Origin of the sequence: Dysosmobacter sp. (assembly GCF_034093755.1) — a bacterium.
GTDB lineage: Bacteria > Bacillota > Clostridia > Oscillospirales > Oscillospiraceae > Oscillibacter.
In genome coordinates, this window is sequence record NZ_JAXEBZ010000046.1 from 1 (window position 1) to 19,028 (window position 19,028).

Sequence of the window (19,028 nt, forward strand, 5' to 3'; positions counted from 1 at the left end):
CCACATGTTCCAGACCGTGGGCTGCAACATGCAGTTCGGCGGCGACGACCAGTGGAGCAACATGCTGGGCGGCACGGAGCTGATCCGCCGGAAGCTGGGCAAGGACGCCCACGCCATGACCATCACCCTGCTGTTAAACTCCGAGGGCAAGAAGATGGGCAAGACCGCCTCCGGCGCCGTGTGGCTGGACCCCAACAAGACCTCTCCCTATGACTTCTACCAGTATTGGCGGAATATCGAGGACGCCGACGTCCTCAAGTGCATCCGGATGCTGACCTTCCTGCCTCTGGAGCAGATCGACGAGATGGACAAATGGGAGGGCGCCCAGCTGAACACCGCCAAGGAGATTCTGGCCTATGAGCTGACCAAGCTGGTCCACGGCGAGGAAGAGTCCGCCAAGGCCCGGGAGACCGCCCGCGGCCTGTTCTCCGGCGCCGGCGACACCGCCAACATGCCCTCCACCACCCTCAGCGAGAGCGACTTCACCGATGACACCATCGACGTGCTGTCCCTGCTGGTGAAATGCGGCCTGTGCGCCTCCCGGGGCGAGGCCCGCCGTCTGGTGCAGCAGGGCGGCGTCAGTGTCGGCGGCGAAAAGGTGGGCGACATTGAGGCCAAGTGGGACAAGGCCCGCTTTACCGGCGAGGGCCTGGTCATCAAAAAGGGCAAAAAGGTTCATCACAAGGCCGTTCTGGCGTAATTCTACCGGTTCAGGCAGGCAGACGCAGTGCTCCGGCGCTGCGCCTGCTGTGCGTTTGAAACAAGAAAGGAAACAATATGATCACAGTCAGCGACGTCAGTCTGAATTTTACGGGTCAGTCCCTGTTCAAGCACGTGGACCTGAAGTTCACTCCCGGCAACTGCTACGGCATCATCGGCGCCAACGGCGCGGGCAAGACCACCTTCCTGCGGATTCTCTCCGGCGACCTGGAGCCCTCCTCCGGCCAGGTTATCATCCCGCCCAACGAGCGGGTGTCGGTGCTGAAACAGGACCACTTCCAGTACGATGCCTATACCGTGCTGGACACGGTGATCATGGGCAATCAGCACCTCTATGACGTGATGAAGGAGAAGGACGCCCTCTATGAGAAGGAGGACTTCACCGACGAGGACGGCGTCCGGGCCTCGGAGCTGGAGGCGGAGTTCGCCGACATGGACGGCTGGGAGGCGGAGTCCGACGTCAGCCGCCTGATCCAGGGCCTGGGACTGTCCAATGACATCCTGTACAGCGAGATGAACACCCTTACCGCCAAGGAAAAGGTGAAGGTGCTGCTGGCCCAGGCCCTGTTCGGCAAGCCGGACATCATTCTGCTGGACGAGCCCACCAACCACCTGGACCTGCAGGCCATCGAATGGCTGGAGGACTTCCTGATGGAGTACGAGGGCCTGATCATCGTGGTGTCCCATGACCGGTACTTCCTGAACACCGTCTGCACCAACATTGTGGACGTGGACTACGGCGGCATCCGGATGTACGTGGGCAACTATGACTTCTGGTACCAGTCCAGCCAGCTGATGCAGAAGCTGATGCGGGACCAGAACCGGAAGCGGGAGGAGAAAATCAAGGAGCTGCAGAGCTTCGTGGAGCGGTTCTCCGCCAACAAGTCCAAGTCCAAGCAGGCCACCGCCCGCCGCAAGCTGCTGGACAAGCTGGCGGTGGAGGAGATGCCCGCCTCCTCCCGGCGCTATCCCTTTGTGGGCTTCACCATGGACCGGGAGCCGGGCAAGGAGATTCTGACGGTGGAAAACCTGTCCAAAACCGTGGACGGCGTAAAGGTGCTGGACAATGTCAGCTTCCGGGTGAACCGGGGGGACAAGATCGCCTTTGTGGGCGAAAACGAGATCGCCAAGACCACCCTGTTCAAGATTCTGATGGAGGAGCTGGAGCCGGACGAGGGCACCTTCAAGTGGGGCACCACCATCACCACCAGCTACTTCCCCCTGGACAACTCCGCCTTCTTCAACGACTGCGACCTGAATCTGGTGGACTGGCTGGGCCAGTATACCGGCAATACGGCGGAGGAGACCACCGAGTCCTTCAAGCGCTCCTTCCTGGGCCGGATGCTGTTCTCCGGCGATGATGTGTTCAAGCCCGTCAAGGTCCTCTCCGGCGGTGAGAAGGTGCGCTGCATGCTCTCCCGGATGATGCTGTTCGGCTCCAATGTGCTGGTGCTGGACCAGCCCACCAACCACCTGGACCTGGAGTCCATCACCGCCGTCAACAACGGCCTCATCGACTTCAAGGGCGTGGTGCTGTTTGCCTCCCATGACCACGAGTTCGTCCAGACCATTGCCAACCGCATCATTGAGTTCGTCCCCGGCGGCATGATCGACAAGCCCTGCACCTATGACGAGTATATCCAGGAGCAGCGGGAGAAGATGCTCCGCCAGCTGAACGGCTGAATCGTCACCATTTGTTACCGATTCGTTGTTGAATGACCAGACCACCGCCCCGTATACTGTTGCCATCACAACAGCGGGGCGGTGGTTTTTCCATGAAGAGACAACAGATTCTGGGATGCGCGGTGATGCTTCTGGCGGCAGCGGCAGCCGTGGCCGCGGGTACGCCCCGCCGGGCGGAGCAGACCCGGATTTATCAGGAACGGGCGGCCTATGAACAGCTGCTGGCCGCTACGCCGGCGGCAGGCATCGACGGCGATGCCGCGTCTCCGGACGGACGGTTCGTATTCCGGACGGAGGGAGAGAGTGACCTCTGCGTCAGCGGTCTCCGACCGCCGGAAAAGCTGGTGCTGACTGACAGCGCCGGAGAAACACTCTGGCAGACCGACGGCACCCTGCGCCACTCAGTGCTGTGGTCATCGGACGGCCATTATGCCGCTGTGGTGACGGCGGGGCGGACGTGGAACCGCGTCACCGTCATTGAGACGGAGAATTTCAGCGCCTGTGATATCTCTATGCCTGACGGCGGTCCCATCCCCGAGTACAGCTTCCTGCCGGAGGAGGACTGGGGCCAGTGGGATACGGACGGCTTGGGAAGCAGCATTCTGCGGCTGATCATCGGCGGCACGGACGGAGAAGAACCCCGCGCATACCGCTGTTATTTCTCCATGGATCACGGCCAAATCGGCTCCGCTTCTCTGGAGGAGGAGCGGGAGACGCTGCCGGGAAGCTGGGATTTTGACCATGACGGCGCGCCGGAGACGGTGGAGCTGACGACGCTTTGGGAAGAAGAACGGGATCGGCGGTATTCAGCGTATTATGAGCTGCGGGTGATAAACGGCGCCGGGGCATCCCTCTATCAGATGGATTTCGCCGACGCCCATGCGGGGTGGGGAAGCCTGTTCGCCCTGACGCTGGATGATCAGGACTGCCTGCTGTGGTATCAGCCCTGGATGGGGCAGGGCGCTGGGTGCTACTGCTATCAGCTCTTTTCCCTGGAAAGCGGCGGGACAGTTCTGGGGGACGGCCTTGTGGAGTTCGACGTGAATTTCGGCAGCTTCGCCCATTCGTACTATGACCCGGCGGCCATCGCCGCCTTCCTGCGGGAGGTTCACGGCTATCTGGACGAAAGCACCCTGCTGTTTTCCACGGAGGGCGGCAGTCCCCAGAAGAATCTCCCGGGCGCGGAGTTCTGGGCGGATGATTTCACCGGCGGCGCCCTCCGGGGCAGCAGCGACTGGGAGCAGACGCTGCGGGCGTTTGAGGAAAACTATGCTGTATGAAAAAAGCGGCTGTCCGTTGGGACAGCCGCTTTTCGGCACATTTGTTACTTCTTGGTGATGTAGCCCTTGGCGCACAGCAGCTCGGCCAGCAGCACCGCGCCGCCGGCGGCGCCCCGCCGGGTGTTGTGGCTCAGGCAGACGAACTTGTAGTCGTACTGGGTGTCGGGCCGCAGACGGCCGATGGACACCGCCATGCCGTGCTCCAGATTCCGGTCCAGACGGGTCTGGGGCCGGTCGGCCTCCTCAAAGTAGTGGAGGAACTGCTTGGGGGCGGAGGGCAGCTCCAGCTCCTGGGCGGGGCCGCGGAAAGCGGCCCAGTCGGCCTTGATCTGGTCGATGGAGGGAGCGCAGCCGTCCTTGAACTTCATGAACACGGCAGCCATGTGGCCGTCCTGGCAGGCCACGCGGAAGCACTGGGCGGTGATGGAGGGGCCGTCGGCCTTGACGATTTTTCCGTTCTCAATGTGGCCCCACAGCTTCAGAGGCTCCTGCTCGGACTTCTCCTCCTCGCCGCCGATGTAGGGGATGCAGTTGTCCACCATCTCGGGCCAGCGCTGGAAGGTCTTGCCAGCACCGGAGATGGCCTGATAGGTGCACACCAGGGCCTGCTCCAGACCGTACTTGCGCAGGGGGTTCAGAGCGGGCACGTAGCTTTGCAGGGAGCAGTTGGACTTGACGGCGATAAAGCCCCGCTTGGTGCCCAGGCGCTTGCGCTGGGCGTCGATGATGGCGATGTGGTCGGCGTTGATCTCCGGCACCACCATGGGGACGTCGTCGGTCCAGCGGTGGGCGGAGTTGTTGGACACAATGGGACACTCCAGCTTTGCGTACTTCTCCTCCAAAGCCCGGATTTCCTCTTTCTTCATATCCACGGCGCAGAAGCAGAAGTCCACCTGCTCCGCCAGCTTCTCCGCGTCAGCCTCGGCGTCCAGCACCACCAGGCCCTTGGCCTCCTCGGGCATGGGAATGTCCAGAGCCCAGCGGGGGGCGGCAGCCTCCTCATAGGTCTTGCCGGCGCTGCGGCTGCTGGCTGCCACGGCGGTCAGCTGGAACCAGGGGTGATTCTCCATCAGAGTGACAAACCGTTGACCCACCATGCCGGTGCAGCCGATGATACCTACCTTATACCGTTCCATTGTTGTTTCCTCCTGTCGTTTTCCTTGGTCCGGGAGCGGCAAAGGTTTTGCCGATAAAGGTTGCAAAATGTCGCTTCCGTGTACTATAATAATCGTACTGTGTATTTGTTCCGTGAACGGAAAAACAAATGTTTCTCCATCACGGACATTTGTATGTATGATAGCATACTTTACCGCTTTCGTCAAGAAAAGAAGTTCGGGAGGCTGCATGAAAAAATTCCTGGTGACACTGCTATTTGTTGTGACATTTTTCTCATTGACCGCTGCCGGCGCCTCTGCGGCGGAGAGAGATACCATCCGGGTTGGTCTGCGGTACGGCTCATCCGCCCTGTTTTCCGCCAATCTGGAAAACGCCGTGGGCAGCGGCTATGCTTTCGGCTGGTATGACTCCCACCGGGAGTTCTGTTATCTGGGGGAGACGGCGGAGACGAAGATCTCCATGACGGCGGCGGGTGACATCTCCGTGTCCGGCTCCGGCACCTATTCCGAGGGCGCCGACGGCGGAAAGGTCATCGGCCGGTGGCACGTTCAGCTGGATGACGTGTTTGACAGCTTTGATGAGGCGGAGGAGGCGGCGTGGGAGTATGACGGCGGCTATCCCGCCTACATCGCCGACGAGTTTGTGGTCCGTGTCGGCAGCTTTGCGGACGAGGACGAGGCCTGGGAGCTGCTGGAGGAGCTGGGGGCGGACGGTGACGTGGTGTCCGCCGGCCGCACCGGCGTGATGGTGACAGTTACTGGCACCACCCAGGTGCTGTTTGAGTTCGACTGCCTGGGAGCGGACAGCCTGGCCGTCCTGCCGGACGGGCAGGGGGAGGACGCGGTGACCTGGTTCAAGGGCTACAAATACCCCGGCGGCTTTGAGTACAACCGGGTCACCGGCGGTGATCTGCATGTGGTGAACGTGGTGGACCTGGAGGACTATGTGAAAGGCGTGCTGCCCTATGAGATGGGCGGCGGCTGGCCGGAGGCTGCCCTGCAGGCCCAGGCGGTCTGCGCCCGGACCTACGCCTGCCGGAACAGCAAGCACCTGTCCTCCTATGGCTTTGACGTGTGCAATACCACCGACTGCCAGGTGTATAATGGCCGCTCCGGCGCCACGGATACCACGGATGCGGCGGTGGACGCCACGGCGGGGGAGTGCATCTATGACCGGGACGGCCAGCTGATTGAGGCGCTGTACTTTTCCTCCGACGGCGGCGCCACGGAGGACTCCGCCAATGTGTTCGGCGGCGAGACCTCCTATCTGGTGGGCAAGCAGGACCCCTATGAGGAACTGATCGACATCCCCAACTACCGGTACACCGTGACCTATACCCCTGCCCAGCTGACGTGGGTGCTGCAGAACAGCGGCTACTCCATCGGCAATATTCAGAATGTGTATGTTTCAGAGTACACGAAAGTGGGCAACGTGCTGAAGGTGACCTTTGTGGATGACAGCGGCGGCACCCTGACCCTGAAGGGCGACAAGGCCCGCTATGCCTTTTACAGCACAACCTATAACAAGAGCGTGCCCAGCATGCGCTTTACCATCAACGGCGGAGAGACGGACGGCTGGTACGTCAATGACGGCTCCCATCCCCTGGAGGAGCTGGACGGCGTCAGCGTGATCTCCGGCAGCGGTCAGATTACCGGCTATTCCGGCTCCGGGGCCTATGTGATTACCGCCGGCGGCGTGGAGCAGCGGGGCGGCAGCTCCAGCTCCGGCAGCGGGGACGGATTTATCATCACCGGTACCGGCAACGGCCATAATGTGGGCATGAGCCAGTACGGCGCCAACGCCATGGCCCGGGAGGGCTATGACTACGAGGAAATCCTCACCTTTTACTACACGGACGTCACCGTATGGTGACGGGATAGGATGGCTATGAAGACAAGCGATTTCAATTATGAACTGCCTCAGGAGCTGATCGCCCAGACCCCCATCGCCCGGCGGGATGCCTCCCGCCTGATGGTGGTGGACCGGGAGACGGGGAAGTGGGAGCACCGCCATTTCTATGACATTCTGGAGGAGCTGAATCCCGGGGACTGTCTGATTCTCAATGACTCCCGGGTTCTGCCGGCCCGTCTGCTGGGTCAGCGCCTGCCGGGCGGCGGCGCCTGCGAGGTGCTGCTGCTCATTGACCGGGGGGAGCGGGTCTGGGAGTGCCTGGTGCGCCCGGGCCGGAAGATGAAGCCCGGGGCGAAGCTGTCCTTCGGCGACGGCGAGCTGACGGCGGAGGTCATCGGGGAAGTGGAGGGCGGCAACCGCCTGGTCCGCTTCGACTACGAGGGAATCTTCCTGGAGGTGCTGGACCGGCTGGGCAAAATGCCGCTGCCGCCCTATATCAAGGAGGAACTGCAGGACCGGGAGCGGTATCAGACGGTTTACTCCCGGAATCTGGGCAGCGCCGCCGCCCCCACTGCGGGATTGCACTTCACGAAGGAGCTGCTGCAGAAGATCGCGGACAAGGGCGTGGGCATCGGCTATGTGACCCTCCACGTGGGACTGGGAACGTTCCGCCCGGTGAAGGAGGACACCATTGAGGACCACGAGATGCACAGCGAATACTGTGTCATTCCCCGGGAGACGGCGGACCTGATCAACCGGACCAAGGCCGGCGGCGGCCGCTGCATCTGCGTGGGCACCACCTCCTGCCGGACGCTGGAGTCCTGGGCGGCGGAGGACGGCCATATGGAGCCCAAAGCCGGCTGGACCAGCATCTATATCTATCCCGGCTACCGCTTCAAGGTGATGGACGGGCTGATTACCAACTTCCATCTGCCGGAGTCCACGCTGATCATGCTGGTTTCCGCCTTCGCGGGCCGGGAGAAGGTGCTGGCGGCCTATGAGGAGGCTGTCCGGAAGCGGTACCGCTTCTTCAGCTTCGGCGACGCCATGTTTCTTCGGTGAGGTGAGAGAATGGAACTGCGGGAATTGCCGAATATCGGCCCGGTGCTGGAGAAGAACCTGCGGGCCGTGGACATCAGCAGCGCGGAGGAACTGCGGTCTGCCGGCGCCTGTGAGGCGTGGCTGCGGATCCGCAGCCGGGTGGACCCCGGCGCCTGTCTCCACCAGCTGACCGCCCTGGCCGGGGCGGAGGAGGGAGTGCCGAAAAAGGCCCTCTCCCCGGAGCGAAAAGCGGAGCTGCGGGCATTTTTTGAACGCGTGACAACATCGGAATAAGAGAGGAAATTTATGTTCAAGGTCATCAAAACCCAGGGCCGCGCCCGGCGCGGCGAGTTTTCCTGCGCCCACGGCGGCACTGTGCAGACGCCGGTGTTCATGAACGTGGGAACCCAGGGCGCCATCAAGGGAGGCGTCTCCGCGCTGGATCTGCGGGAGGTGGGCTGCCAGATTGAGCTGTCCAACACCTACCACCTGCACCTGCGTCCCGGCGACAGGCTGGTGAAGCAGATGGGCGGCCTCCACAGGTTCATCCGCTGGGACGGCCCCATTCTGACGGACTCCGGCGGCTTCCAGGTGTTCTCCCTGTCCTCTTTGCGGAAGATCAAAGAGGAGGGCGTCTATTTTTCCTCTCACATTGACGGCCGCAAGATTTTCATGGGGCCGGAGGAGTCCATGCAGATCCAGTCCAATCTGGGCAGCGACATTGCCATGGCCTTTGACGAGTGCGTGGAGAATCCGGCGGCCTACGAATACGCCAAGGCCTCCTGTGAGCGGACGCTGCGCTGGCTGGAGCGCTGCAAGGCGGAGCACGACCGGCTCAACGCCCTGCCGGACACGGTGAATCCCCATCAGATGCTGTTCGGCATCAACCAGGGCGCCACCTATGCCGACCTGCGGGCCTGGCACATGCAGCAGATTGCAAAGATCGACTGCGACGGCTTTGCCATCGGCGGCCTGGCGGTGGGAGAGCCGGCGGAGGTCATGTATGAGATAATTGACGTGGTGGAGCCTCACATGCCCAAGGACAAGCCCCGGTATCTCATGGGGGTGGGCACCCCCAGCAACATCATTGAGGCGGTGGCCCGGGGTGTGGATTTCTTCGACTGCGTGATGCCCTCCCGCAACGGACGCCACGGCAAGCTGTTTACCTGGGAGGGGACGGTGAACATCCTCAACGAGAAATACGCGGCCGATGAGCGGCCCATCAGCGAGAGCTGCGGCTGCCCGGTGTGCCGCAGCTTCTCCCGGGCGTATCTGCGCCACCTGTTCAAGGCGGACGAGGTGCTGGCGCTGCGTCTGGCGGTGCTTCACAACCTGTGGTTCTACAACGAGCTGGCCGCCCGGATCCGCCAGGCCCTGGACGAGGGGAGCTTTGACGAGTTCCGCGCCCGTTACAGCGGAAAGCTGGAGCAGCGGGCCTGAAAAGCCGTAAAGAAAGGGCTTGCAAATACGGCGGTATTTGATATAATAGTTTCATTCTGATTTTAAATAACAAAGGAGCTATTTCTATGACGGAATCCATTCTGATGCTTGTCCTGATGCTGGCCATTTTCTATTTCATGCTGATCCGGCCGGAAAACAAGCGGAAAAAGGCCAATGAGGAAATGCGCAGCAACCTGAAGAAGGGCGACACGGTCACCACCATCGGCGGCATTGTGGGCACCATTGTGAAGGTCAACGCCAGCACCATCATCATTGAGACCAGCGAAGACCGCGTCCGCATGGAGCTGACCAAGTGGGCTGTTTCCAGCACCGGTGTTCAGGCCAGCGAGCAGGCGGAGGCCAAGAAGGCCGACAAGAAGAAGGAGCTGCCCGATGAGCCCGTGGAGTTCTCTGAACCCACCTCTACCGGCACCACCATCTCCGTGGAGGACATCGTTGTCAGCAGCGACGAGGCCGAGGAGAAGAAGTAAGCGCTTCCGATTCATAAAACCGAACTCCCTTGCCATATGCTTCCTGTAGAAGCGATGGCAAGGGAGGTTTTTTTATGGCTCACAACAAAACGCTGCCTGTGGTATTGGCCCGGGGGATCGGAGGGAGCCTGCTGGTGTATACGGCCATGCAGCTGCTGCTGGCACTGCTGGCGGTGCGGGGGGCGGTTCCGGAGAACCGGATTCCGGCGCTGCAGGTGATCTCTGCCGCGCTGGCGGTGCTGCCCGGCGGGATGTATGCTGCCCGCCGGTCCGGCCTGGGGACTATGTGGGGGGCGCTGTGGACGGCGCTCGGCTTTGCCGTGCTGGCGGCGCTGGCGGGTCTGCTGTTTTTTGACAGCGTGGCCGTGAATTCGGAGACGGGGGTGCGGCTGGCGGCGATAGCGGCCGGCGGCGTCATATCCGGACTGCTGTGCAGCGGCGGCAGAAAGAAGAAAAAACGGCGCCCGGCCCGGAAGGGGAGGTGAGGGCGCTTCGGTCAAATTCACGAATTTTTAAAAAATCAGCGGGGCAGGGGGGACCTGCCGCCTTGCTCCGCAGCGGCGGCGGACCGGGCTTTGACGGCGGCAGATGTGGTGCGTACATGAGCGGGTGCCCACCATATCTGGCCATGGAGGAGGCTCGGAACCGCCTGGTTTGCAAGGTTTACATAACTAAGTTTACATAAAATTTTGGCACATTTTACAAAAAAGAGAAACCTTCCGGGAATTCCTTGCGAAATTGGAAAAATTGGCCTATATTTATATCGTCAGCTTTACGTCAACCACCTCATATTCTCCGGCGGAGTCTCATAGGCTTTTCACGAGGTGAGGTTGCGTGAGGGGACGAGTGCGGCGGGAGCGGACCGCGGAAGCGCGTGAGTGGGGATTTTTGCTGCGGCTGGTGATCCTCGCTCTCTGTTTTTCTGTTGGCGTGGTTTTGGGACAAGGTCTTGCCCGCCGGGCTCCGGCGGGAACGGACCGGGAGCTGGAGCGGTATCTGACCGACTTCTTTTCCCTGGAGCGGTCGGCCTCCTTTTCCCGGCAGGAGCTGCTTTCCACGCTTTTGATTTACTTCCGCTATCCGCTGCTGGCGTTGTTTCTGGGTTTTTTCTCCGCCGGAACGCTGCTGGTGCCGCTGCTGACGGCGGCATACGGGTTTTTCCTGTCCTACTCTGTGTGCTGTTTTACAGCCTCTTTCGGGCAGGCGGGCGTCCTGCTGGCGCTGGCGGTATTTGGCCTGCGGTGCCTGGTGACGATGCCCTGCTATTTTGCGCTGGCGGTCCCGGCGCTCCGGCAGTCGGAGCTGCGGGCTGCCGCCGCTTTCGGGGGCGGAAAACGGCTCCGGACGGTGCCCTACGGTTCTGTCCGGTGGCTGTGGTTGGCAGCGATTCTGCTGGCCGGCGTGTTTTTGGAGCTGTACCTGACGCCGGAGCTGGTGGATCTTGTTCTGCACCAAATTCTGTAACAGATGGGAGGGGAATGGCTGTGGCGGATCATCTCACGGAATACGGAAAATATCTGACGGATGAAAAGCACTCCTCCGCCAATACGGTCAGTTCCTACCTCCGGGATGTCTCCCAGTTTGCGGAGTACCTCCGGGCGGAACAGGACTGTTCCCTGGAGCAGGCCCGGCCGGAAATGGTAAAGGCCTACATGAACTGGATGGCCTCCCGGGGAAAATCACCCTCCTCTGTGACGCGGTTTCTGGCCTCTGTGAAGTCCTTTTATAACTACCTGCTGTCCGTCGGCGCGGTGGACAGCAACCCGGCCAAAAACGTTACCGCCGCCCGGGCGGAGCGGAAATACCCGGAAATCCTCACCAACCGGGAGGTGGAGCTGTTCCTGGAGCAGCCCCAGTGTGTGGACGCCAAGGGTTATCGGGATCACGCCATGCTGGAGCTGCTGTACGCCACCGGCATCCGGGTCAGTGAGCTGATTGCCCTGAACCTGTCGGACCTGAATCTGGCGGCGGGCTTCATCCGCTGTGCCAGCAAGGGCCGGGAGCGGATCATCCCCATGTACCACACCGCCGTCAAGGCGCTGCAGGATTACGTGCGGGAGGTGCGGCCCCGCATCATTGCCGACAGCCGGGAGGAAGCGCTGTTTGTCAACATGAGCGGCGAGCGCATGAGCCGCCAGGGCTTCTGGAAGATCATCAAGTACTATCAGGAGAAGGCGGGCATCCAGAAGGACATCACCCCCCATGTGCTGCGCCATTCCTTTGCGGCCCATCTGCTGGAAAACGGCGCGGACCTGCGGGCCATTCAGGAGATGCTGGGTCACGCGGACATCTCCTCCACACAGATCTATACCCACGTAGTGCGGAACCAACTGAAAGATGTGTACAACAAGGCCCATCCCCGGGCCTGAGCGAAACAGCACGGCAGCAGCCGTGCTGTTTTTGCTGCCGGGAAATTTTTTTCGCCTGCCGCAATGGAAACCGGCGGCAGAATACTCTAATCAGCAGAGAGGAGGGAAGCCATGGAGCGTGAGGAGTTTGCCGCCCGGACGGAGGCGGTGAAGGCGCGGCTGTACCGGACCGCGTACCTGTATCTGGGCAGCGAGGCCGACGCCCTGGAGGCGGTGGACGAGGCGGTGTATCAGGCGCTGCGGAGTCTGCGGCAGCTGCGCCGGCCGGAGTATTTCGAGACCTGGCTCACCCGCATTCTGCTGAACGAATGCAGCCGGGAGCTGCGGCGCCGCAGACGCTTTTCCGGGGAGGAGGCCCTGCCGGAAACCGCCGGGCCTGACGTCTATGACGCACTGCCCCTGCGGGAGGCCGTCCGCCGCCTGCCGGAGGAGCTGCGCACTGTGGTGATCCTCCGGTATTTCACCGGACTGACTCTGCAGGAGACGGCGGACAGCCTGAAGCTTCCGGTGGGCACCGTTTCCACCCGACAGCGGAAGGCGCTGCAATTACTGCGGCTGGAGCTGGGAGAGGAGGAGCGCGTATGAACCGCGGTGAGGAATACAGAGCGCTGCTGGCGGAACTGGAGCAGACACCGCCGGCCCTGGACGGCACCGGGGGCCGGGCGCTGGAGCGGGAGCGGGCACGGCGCCGGAAAAACCGGCTCTGGAGCCTTCCCGCAGGCAGCTTTGCCGCCTGCTTCGTCCTGTTTGTGCTGCTGGTGAACCTGTGGCCCCCCTTTGCAAGAGCCTGCTCCGACATCCCGGTGCTGGGCCGTCTGGCGGAGGCGGTGCGGCTGTCGCCGTCCCTGTCCGCCGCGGTGGAGAATGAGTATGTGCAGCCCATCGGCCAGTCCCAAACCGTCAACGGCATCACCGCCACAGTGGAGTATGTGATTGTGGACCTGAAGCAAGTAAATATCTTTTACACCCTCAGCGGCGAGGGCTACGAGACCCTCTCTGGGGAGATGCCGGAGCTGGCCGGAGACCTGCCCTGCTCCATCAGTACCAGTGACTTCGGCCAGCCGCCGGGAACGCTGCTGGACTTCACCCTGGACTTCTTCGATAACGACGTGCCGGAGCAGATTACCTTTACCTTCGGCGTCACCACCTGGGACCGGCGGAGCGGCCAGACGGAGCCGGACCGGGCCTACGAGGATGAGATGCTGTCTCCCCGGGAGGAGCCGGAGGCGGAGGTTCTGGCGGAGTTTACCTTCACTGTGGACTTCGACCCCACCTTCACCCAGCAGGGGGAGACGGTGGCCATTGACCGGCAGTTCCAGATGGACGGCCAGACCCTGACGCTGACGGAGGTGGAGATTTACCCCACCCACGTGCGGGTGAATTTTGAGGATGTACCGGAGAATACCGCCTGGATGAAGGGACTGGACTTCTATCTGGAAAATGAGGACGGAGAGCGGTTAGAGCCTGTCTCCAACGGCATCAGCGGTACCGGCAGTCCCGATTCCCCCATGATCGCCTCCTACCGGCTGGAGAGCCCCTACTTTTCCGACAGTCAGCACCTGACGCTGTACCTCACCGGCGCCGTGTGGCTGGACAAGGACATGGAGTGGGTGCGGGTGGACCTGGCCCACCGGACGGCGGAGCGGCTGCCGGAGGGCGTGACCTTCACCGGGGCGGACCACCGGGCCGGCGGCTGGATCCTGACCTTTGAGGCGGAGCGGCGGAAGGAGAACGCCGCCTACCAGCTGTTTTCCATGACCTTCCGGGACGCGGAGGGGAAGGAGTATGAAATGCGCAGCTCCGGCAGCGCCGTGGGTGACGGTGAGACCTTTGAGGTGATGCTGCCGCTGCCGGACTACCACGCCGGCGAGGTCTGGCTGAATCCCAGCTTCTCCCGGGTGACCGCCCAGACACCGCCCATGGTTATTCCGGTGAAATAAACGAAAAGAGAGCGCCGTCGGCGCTCTCTTTTCCGGTTTTGTGCGGTTTTGGTTGCGCGGCGCCGGAAGATTTGCTATACTAATACCGTATGCAGACTGGAGGGAGGGCCTTATGCGGATCCTGGGCATCGATCCCGGCTATGCCACCATTGGCTTCGGCCTTGTGGAGGCGGACCGGGCACAACTCCATATGGTGACCTACGGGGCCATTACCACCCCCGCGGGGCTGCCCCTTTCCAAACGGCTGTATCAGATCGGCACGGATATGGAGGACCTGATCGGGCAGCTGAAGCCGGATGTGATCTCCATTGAGGAGCTGTTTTTCAACACCAACATCACCACCGGCATTGCCGTGGCCCACGGGCGGGGCGTCATCCTGTATGCGGCGGAGCGGTGCGGCGTCCCGCTGTACGAGTACACGCCGTCCCAGGTGAAGATGGCCGTCACCGGCTACGGCAAGGCGGAGAAGCGCCAGGTGATGGATATGACCCGCCGCCTGCTGAAGCTGCCGTCCGTCCCCCGGCCGGACGATGCCGCCGACGCGCTGGGCCTGGCCATCTGCCACGCAAGGAGTTTTACTTCACGGCTCCCACAGCTCAAGGATGTGCGGGAGACTATCTGAGAATTTCCACAGGATTTGGAGGAAGCCATGTTTTACTATCTGGAAGGCACCGTGGCGGAGCTGCTGCCCTATCTGGCGGTGGTGGACTGCGGCGGCGTAGGCTATGCCTGCAAGACCACCAACAATACCCTGTCCAGCCTGAAAAAGGGGCAGAAGGGGAGGCTTTATACGTACCTCCATGTGGCGGAGGGGATTTTCGACCTGTACGGCTTCGCCAGCCAGCGGGAGCTGAACAGCTTCAAACAGCTGATCGGCGTGTCCGGCGTGGGGCCAAAGGCGGCACTGGCCATTTTGTCCGTGGGGACGCCGGAGACCCTGGCCATGGCCATTGTTACCGGCGACGAAAAGGCCCTGACGGCGGCTCCCGGCGTGGGGAAGAAGATTGCCCAGCGCATCATTCTGGAACTGAAGGATAAGATGGCCAAGGAGACTGCCGCCGGTCTGGACTTTTCCGGCGGCAAGGGGACCCCGGCCATGCCGGTGTTCTCCAACAAGGCCTCTGAGGCCGCCCAGGCCCTGGCGGTGCTGGGCTATTCCAGCCAGGAGGTCAGCGTGGCCATGAAGGGCGTGGACGTGGAGAACCTCCCGCTGGAGGAGATCATCCGCCAGAGCCTGAAAAAGATGGTGAAGTGATAGGAATTTCACCTGCCCATCCGGTCATAGGAGAGAGGGAAGCCAATGAGCATTGAATTCAGCAATGATATTTATGAGGAGCCCATCGTCACCAAGACGTTCCTGGCGGAGGACGCCCAGGAGGGGTCCCTGCGGCCCAAGACGCTGAGAGAGTACATCGGACAGGAGAAGGCCAAGGGGAATCTGGCGGTGTTCATCGAGGCGGCCCGGCGCCGGGAGGAGGCACTGGACCACGTGCTGCTCCACGGCCCTCCCGGTCTGGGCAAGACCACCCTGGCGGGCATCATCGCCCAGGAGATGGGGGTCAACATCCGGATTACCTCCGGCCCCGCCATTGAAAAGCCCGGCGACCTGGCAGCGCTGCTGACCAACCTCAGCGAGGGCGACATCCTGTTTGTGGACGAGATTCACCGGCTGAACCGGTCGGTGGAGGAGATTCTCTACCCGGCCATGGAGGATTACGTGCTGGACATCATCGTGGGCAAGGGCCCCAGCGCCAACTCCATCCGCCTGGACCTGCCGAAGTTCACCCTTATCGGCGCCACTACCCGGGCGGGTCAGCTGTCGGCGCCGCTGCGGGACCGGTTCGGCGTGACGCTGCGGCTGGAGCTGTACACCCCGGAGGAGCTGGCCCGGATTGTGTCCCGCTCCGCCGGCATCCTGAACGTGGACATTGTGCCGGAGGGCGCCTACGAGATTGCCCGCCGCAGCCGTGGTACGCCCCGGATTGCCAACCGGATGCTGCGCCGGGTGCGGGACTTCGCCCAGGTGAAGGCCGACGGCGTCATCACCAAGGAAGTGGCGGACCAGGCACTGTGCGCCCTGGAGGTGGACTATCTGGGACTGGACCAGGTGGACCGCCGGATGCTGCGGGCCATCATTGAAAACTACAGCGGCGGCCCAGTGGGCCTGGAGACGCTGGCGGCCACCATCGGCGAGGAGGCGGTGACGCTGGAGGACGTCTACGAACCGTATCTGATGCAGCTGGGCTTTTTGACCCGGACGCCCCGGGGCCGCTGCGTGACGGCCAAGGCGTATCAGCACCTGGGCATTGCCGTTCCCGGCGGCGCCGCGCCGGAGGGCATGGAGCAGCTGACGCTGTGACGGACATGGCGCGGACTGCGGGGATTTTCCGGCAGATAAAACGATCAGCAACGCAAATCAAACAGAAAGGGATTTTGTGATATGGGCAAACTCTTTGGCACAGACGGCATCCGCGGTGTGGTGGGTGAGAATCTGACGGCGGAAATGGCTTTCCGCGTGGGGCAGGCGGTCTCCAGCGTGCTGGAGGAGGAGAAGGGCCGCCGGCCGGTGATTATCATCGGCAAGGACACCCGCATCTCCTCGGATATGCTGGAATCCGCGCTGATGGCGGGCATTTGCTCCGTAGGCGGCGACGTGAAGCCGGTGGGCAGCCTGCCCACTCCCGCCGTTGCGTATCTGGCCCGGCAGGAGCAGGCGGACGCGGGCATTGTGATCTCCGCGTCCCACAACCCCTATGAGCACAACGGCATCAAGGTGTTCAGCGGCCAGGGCTATAAGCTCTCCGACGAGACGGAGGCCCGCATCGAGGAGAAAATCCTCTCGGACACCCCTATGAAGGCCCGCTCCCGGGGGGAGATCGGCCGCCGCCATCACGGCATGCGCCAGCTGAAGCAGGACTATATCAACTTCGTGGCCTCCACCGTGGAAAGCGACCTGGCCGGCCTGCGGATCCTGGTGGACTGCGCCAACGGCGCCGCCTCCGCCACCGCGCCGGAGCTGTTCGGCCGCTTCAAGGCCCACACGGATTTCATCCACATCGCGCCGGACGGCGTCAATATCAACAACCGCTGCGGCTCCACCCATCTGGAGGACCTGCGCCAGTCGGTGGCGCGGGGCGGCTATGACATCGGCGTGGCCTTCGACGGCGACGCGGACCGCTGCCTGCTGGTGGATGAGCTGGGTGAGGTCATCGACGGCGACAAGGTGATGGCGGTGTGCGCCGCGGACATGAAGCGCCGGGGCAAGCTCAACGGCAACACCATCGTGGCCACGGTGATGAGCAACCTGGGCCTCCATGAGTACTGCCGCAACAACGGCATCCGGCTGGTCTGCACCAGCGTGGGGGACCGGAACGTGCTGGAGGAGATGCTGCGCCACGATTACCGCATCGGCGGCGAGCAGTCGGGCCATACCATTTTTACCGAGCTGGAGACCACCGGCGACGGCGAGGTGACGGCGCTGCAGTTTTTGCAGGTGCTGGCCCGGTCCGGGGAGAAGGCGTCCCGGCTGGCGGGGTGCTGCGCCACCTATCCCCAGGTGCTGCTGAACCTGGAGGTTCCCCACACCAACCGCACCAAGGAGCGGATCATGGCCTCTCCGGAGCTGAAGGCGGAAGTGGAACGGGAAGAGGCCGCCCTGAACGGCAGCGGCCGCATTCTGGTCCGCGCCTCCGGCACGGAGTCGCTGATTCGGGTCATGGTGGAGGCGAAAACCGAGGAATCCGCCCGGGAGACGGCGGAGCGCCTGGTGAATTTTATAAAATCACTAAAAATCTGACGAATCAGCGGTGGATTTTTGATAATTTGCTTGACAATTCCGACAGTTGATAGGTATAATAGCTTATGTGTAATGGGACTGAGAACCGATTTGAACATCTGGAGACCTTGCCGGATGAGGAGCTTTGCCTCCTGGCACAGACGGGGGACCGTATGGCGGAGGAGCTTCTGGTGATGCGGTATTTCCGCATTGTCCGTACCTGCGCCCGTCCGTTTTTCCTCATCGGAGGAGACAGCGAGGATCTGACACAGGAGGGAATGATCGGCCTCATGAACGCCGTGCGGGAATATGACCCGGCCAAGACGGCGTCGTTCCGTACATTCGCAGAGATCTGCATTCGCAACCGGCTGTACTCTGTGCTCCGCTGGGCGGCGGGGGACAGACATTCTCCGCTGAATCAGTCGGTTCCTCTGGATACACCCTTCTTTGATAGTAATTCCTACACCTCTGGTACCAGTAATCTGGCTGAGCGCAACCCCGAGGATTTCGTGATTGAGCGGGAACGCGCCAAAAGCCTTTTATCCGGTGTCCGGAAACAGTTGTCCGAGTTCGAAGCGAAGATTTTGGGGTACTATTTGGACGGTCTTTCATGTCGGGAAATTGCCGGGGCAGTCGGCAGATCCCCAAAGTCCGTGGACAACGCTGTGCAGCGGATCCGTCGTAAGATGGCACAGCAGCTACTTTCCGGCGACATCAGCAGAAGCTGAGCGCAATATATTTTTCTTGATCAAAGAGAGGGTAATCAGTATGTACGAAGACAAGACTTTAGTTTGCAAAGAGTGCGGCCAGGAGTTCGTGTTTACCGCCGGTGAGCAGGAGTTCTACGCTGAGCGCGGCTTCCAGAACGAGCCCCAGCGCTGCAAGGCCTGCCGTGACGCCCGCAAGGCTGCCGCCCGTGGCCCCCGCGAGTATTTCACCGCTGTCTGCGCTGCCTGCGGCGGCGAGGCGAAGGTTCCCTTCGAGCCCAAGTCTGACCGTCCTGTCTACTGTAGCGAGTGCTTCGCCAAGATGAGAGAGCAGAGATAATCTGCACATATCTGTCGTCCGGAAGGCCGCCTGTGCTTTGCACAGGCGGCCTTTTTGCCCCGCTGCGGAAGAAAAAACCGGTGACGGCGGCCGGATTGCCGGCGTTGGCGGCCTTTTTTGCACTTTCTTCGGAAAATTGTAGGATTGTCAAACATATTGGACAGAGAACTCAAAAGGAGATAGCCAGCCAAGAGGCCTCATGGGAAAGTTGTTGGAACGGCGGTTATGGATGGCAAGCTGCTTTTCGAAGTCCGCAAGGGAGTAAAAGCTGTGGG

Annotated in this window: 20 protein-coding genes; 19 read left to right on the forward strand and 1 reads right to left on the reverse strand. The window is 61.9% G+C overall.

Annotation, left to right across the window (positions count from 1 at the left end; genetic code table 11):
• From tyrS to SOX55_RS06050, 3 genes are all read left to right on the forward strand, one after another.
• A partial coding sequence (gene tyrS / locus SOX55_RS06040; RefSeq protein WP_325286544.1) for a tyrosine--tRNA ligase occupies window positions 1–700 on the forward strand: 700 nt, incomplete at its 5' end.
• Between the two features lie 77 nt (window positions 701–777).
• The gene (locus tag SOX55_RS06045) at window positions 778–2,403 is read left to right on the forward strand and encodes an ABC-F family ATP-binding cassette domain-containing protein (RefSeq protein WP_325286545.1); all 1,626 of its coding nucleotides are present in this window, start codon (window positions 778–780) and stop codon (window positions 2,401–2,403) included.
• Between the two features lie 92 nt (window positions 2,404–2,495).
• Window positions 2,496–3,683: a hypothetical protein gene (locus SOX55_RS06050; RefSeq protein WP_325286546.1), complete on the forward strand. Its 1,188-nt coding sequence runs from the start codon at window positions 2,496–2,498 to the stop codon at window positions 3,681–3,683.
• Window positions 3,684–3,727: 44 nt separating this feature from the next.
• Here the strand turns inward: SOX55_RS06050 and asd are convergent, their stop codons facing one another.
• Window positions 3,728–4,819: an aspartate-semialdehyde dehydrogenase gene (gene asd, locus SOX55_RS06055; RefSeq protein WP_325286547.1), complete on the reverse strand. Its 1,092-nt coding sequence runs from the start codon at window positions 4,817–4,819 to the stop codon at window positions 3,728–3,730.
• 208 nt (window positions 4,820–5,027) lie between these two features.
• Between asd and SOX55_RS06060 the strand changes: the two genes are divergently transcribed.
• From SOX55_RS06060 to SOX55_RS06135, 16 genes are all read left to right on the forward strand, one after another.
• Window positions 5,028–6,671, forward strand: a complete 1,644-nt coding sequence (locus SOX55_RS06060) for a SpoIID/LytB domain-containing protein (protein WP_325286548.1) — start codon at window positions 5,028–5,030, stop codon at window positions 6,669–6,671.
• A 15-nt stretch (window positions 6,672–6,686) separates the two neighbouring features.
• A complete protein-coding gene (queA, locus tag SOX55_RS06065) occupies window positions 6,687–7,712 on the forward strand; it encodes a tRNA preQ1(34) S-adenosylmethionine ribosyltransferase-isomerase QueA (protein WP_325286563.1) in 1,026 nt (341 codons plus the stop codon).
• A gap of 9 nt (window positions 7,713–7,721) precedes the next feature.
• Window positions 7,722–7,985, forward strand: a complete 264-nt coding sequence (locus SOX55_RS06070) for a TfoX/Sxy family protein (RefSeq protein ID WP_325286549.1) — start codon at window positions 7,722–7,724, stop codon at window positions 7,983–7,985.
• A 12-nt stretch (window positions 7,986–7,997) separates the two neighbouring features.
• Entirely contained in the window at window positions 7,998–9,131 is a 1,134-nt protein-coding gene (tgt, locus tag SOX55_RS06075; protein ID WP_325286550.1) for a tRNA guanosine(34) transglycosylase Tgt, read from the forward strand.
• A gap of 86 nt (window positions 9,132–9,217) precedes the next feature.
• A complete protein-coding gene (gene yajC / locus SOX55_RS06080) occupies window positions 9,218–9,622 on the forward strand; it encodes a preprotein translocase subunit YajC (protein WP_325286551.1) in 405 nt (134 codons plus the stop codon).
• 74 nt (window positions 9,623–9,696) lie between these two features.
• Window positions 9,697–10,107: a TIGR04086 family membrane protein gene (locus SOX55_RS06085; protein ID WP_325286552.1), complete on the forward strand. Its 411-nt coding sequence runs from the start codon at window positions 9,697–9,699 to the stop codon at window positions 10,105–10,107.
• Between the two features lie 445 nt (window positions 10,108–10,552).
• Window positions 10,553–11,086, forward strand: coding sequence for a hypothetical protein (locus SOX55_RS06090; RefSeq protein ID WP_325286553.1), 534 nt, complete (start codon window positions 10,553–10,555; stop codon window positions 11,084–11,086).
• Window positions 11,087–11,100: 14 nt separating this feature from the next.
• Entirely contained in the window at window positions 11,101–11,991 is an 891-nt protein-coding gene (gene xerD, locus SOX55_RS06095; RefSeq protein ID WP_325286554.1) for a site-specific tyrosine recombinase XerD, read from the forward strand.
• A gap of 111 nt (window positions 11,992–12,102) precedes the next feature.
• On the forward strand, window positions 12,103–12,576 hold the full coding sequence (locus SOX55_RS06100; protein ID WP_325286555.1) for a sigma-70 family RNA polymerase sigma factor: 474 nt from the start codon (window positions 12,103–12,105) through the stop codon (window positions 12,574–12,576).
• Window positions 12,573–13,931, forward strand: a complete 1,359-nt coding sequence (locus tag SOX55_RS06105; protein ID WP_325286556.1) for a DUF4179 domain-containing protein — start codon at window positions 12,573–12,575, stop codon at window positions 13,929–13,931. The genes SOX55_RS06100 and SOX55_RS06105 overlap by 4 nt, the downstream gene beginning before the upstream one ends.
• Before the next feature lie 112 nt (window positions 13,932–14,043).
• On the forward strand, window positions 14,044–14,553 hold the full coding sequence (gene ruvC, locus SOX55_RS06110; protein WP_325286557.1) for a crossover junction endodeoxyribonuclease RuvC: 510 nt from the start codon (window positions 14,044–14,046) through the stop codon (window positions 14,551–14,553).
• A gap of 27 nt (window positions 14,554–14,580) precedes the next feature.
• A complete protein-coding gene (ruvA, locus tag SOX55_RS06115) occupies window positions 14,581–15,186 on the forward strand; it encodes a Holliday junction branch migration protein RuvA (protein WP_325286558.1) in 606 nt (201 codons plus the stop codon).
• A 45-nt stretch (window positions 15,187–15,231) separates the two neighbouring features.
• Window positions 15,232–16,290, forward strand: coding sequence for a Holliday junction branch migration DNA helicase RuvB (gene ruvB / locus SOX55_RS06120; RefSeq protein ID WP_325286559.1), 1,059 nt, complete (start codon window positions 15,232–15,234; stop codon window positions 16,288–16,290).
• Between the two features lie 81 nt (window positions 16,291–16,371).
• The gene (gene glmM, locus SOX55_RS06125) at window positions 16,372–17,727 is read left to right on the forward strand and encodes a phosphoglucosamine mutase (RefSeq protein WP_325286560.1); all 1,356 of its coding nucleotides are present in this window, start codon (window positions 16,372–16,374) and stop codon (window positions 17,725–17,727) included.
• Window positions 17,728–17,879: 152 nt separating this feature from the next.
• The gene (locus SOX55_RS06130; protein ID WP_325286561.1) at window positions 17,880–18,434 is read left to right on the forward strand and encodes a sigma-70 family RNA polymerase sigma factor; all 555 of its coding nucleotides are present in this window, start codon (window positions 17,880–17,882) and stop codon (window positions 18,432–18,434) included.
• 40 nt (window positions 18,435–18,474) lie between these two features.
• Window positions 18,475–18,753 (forward strand): zinc-ribbon domain containing protein, encoded by a 279-nt coding sequence (locus SOX55_RS06135; protein WP_325286562.1) that lies wholly within the window; start codon window positions 18,475–18,477, stop codon window positions 18,751–18,753.
• The last annotated feature ends 275 nt before the right edge of the window (window positions 18,754–19,028 follow it).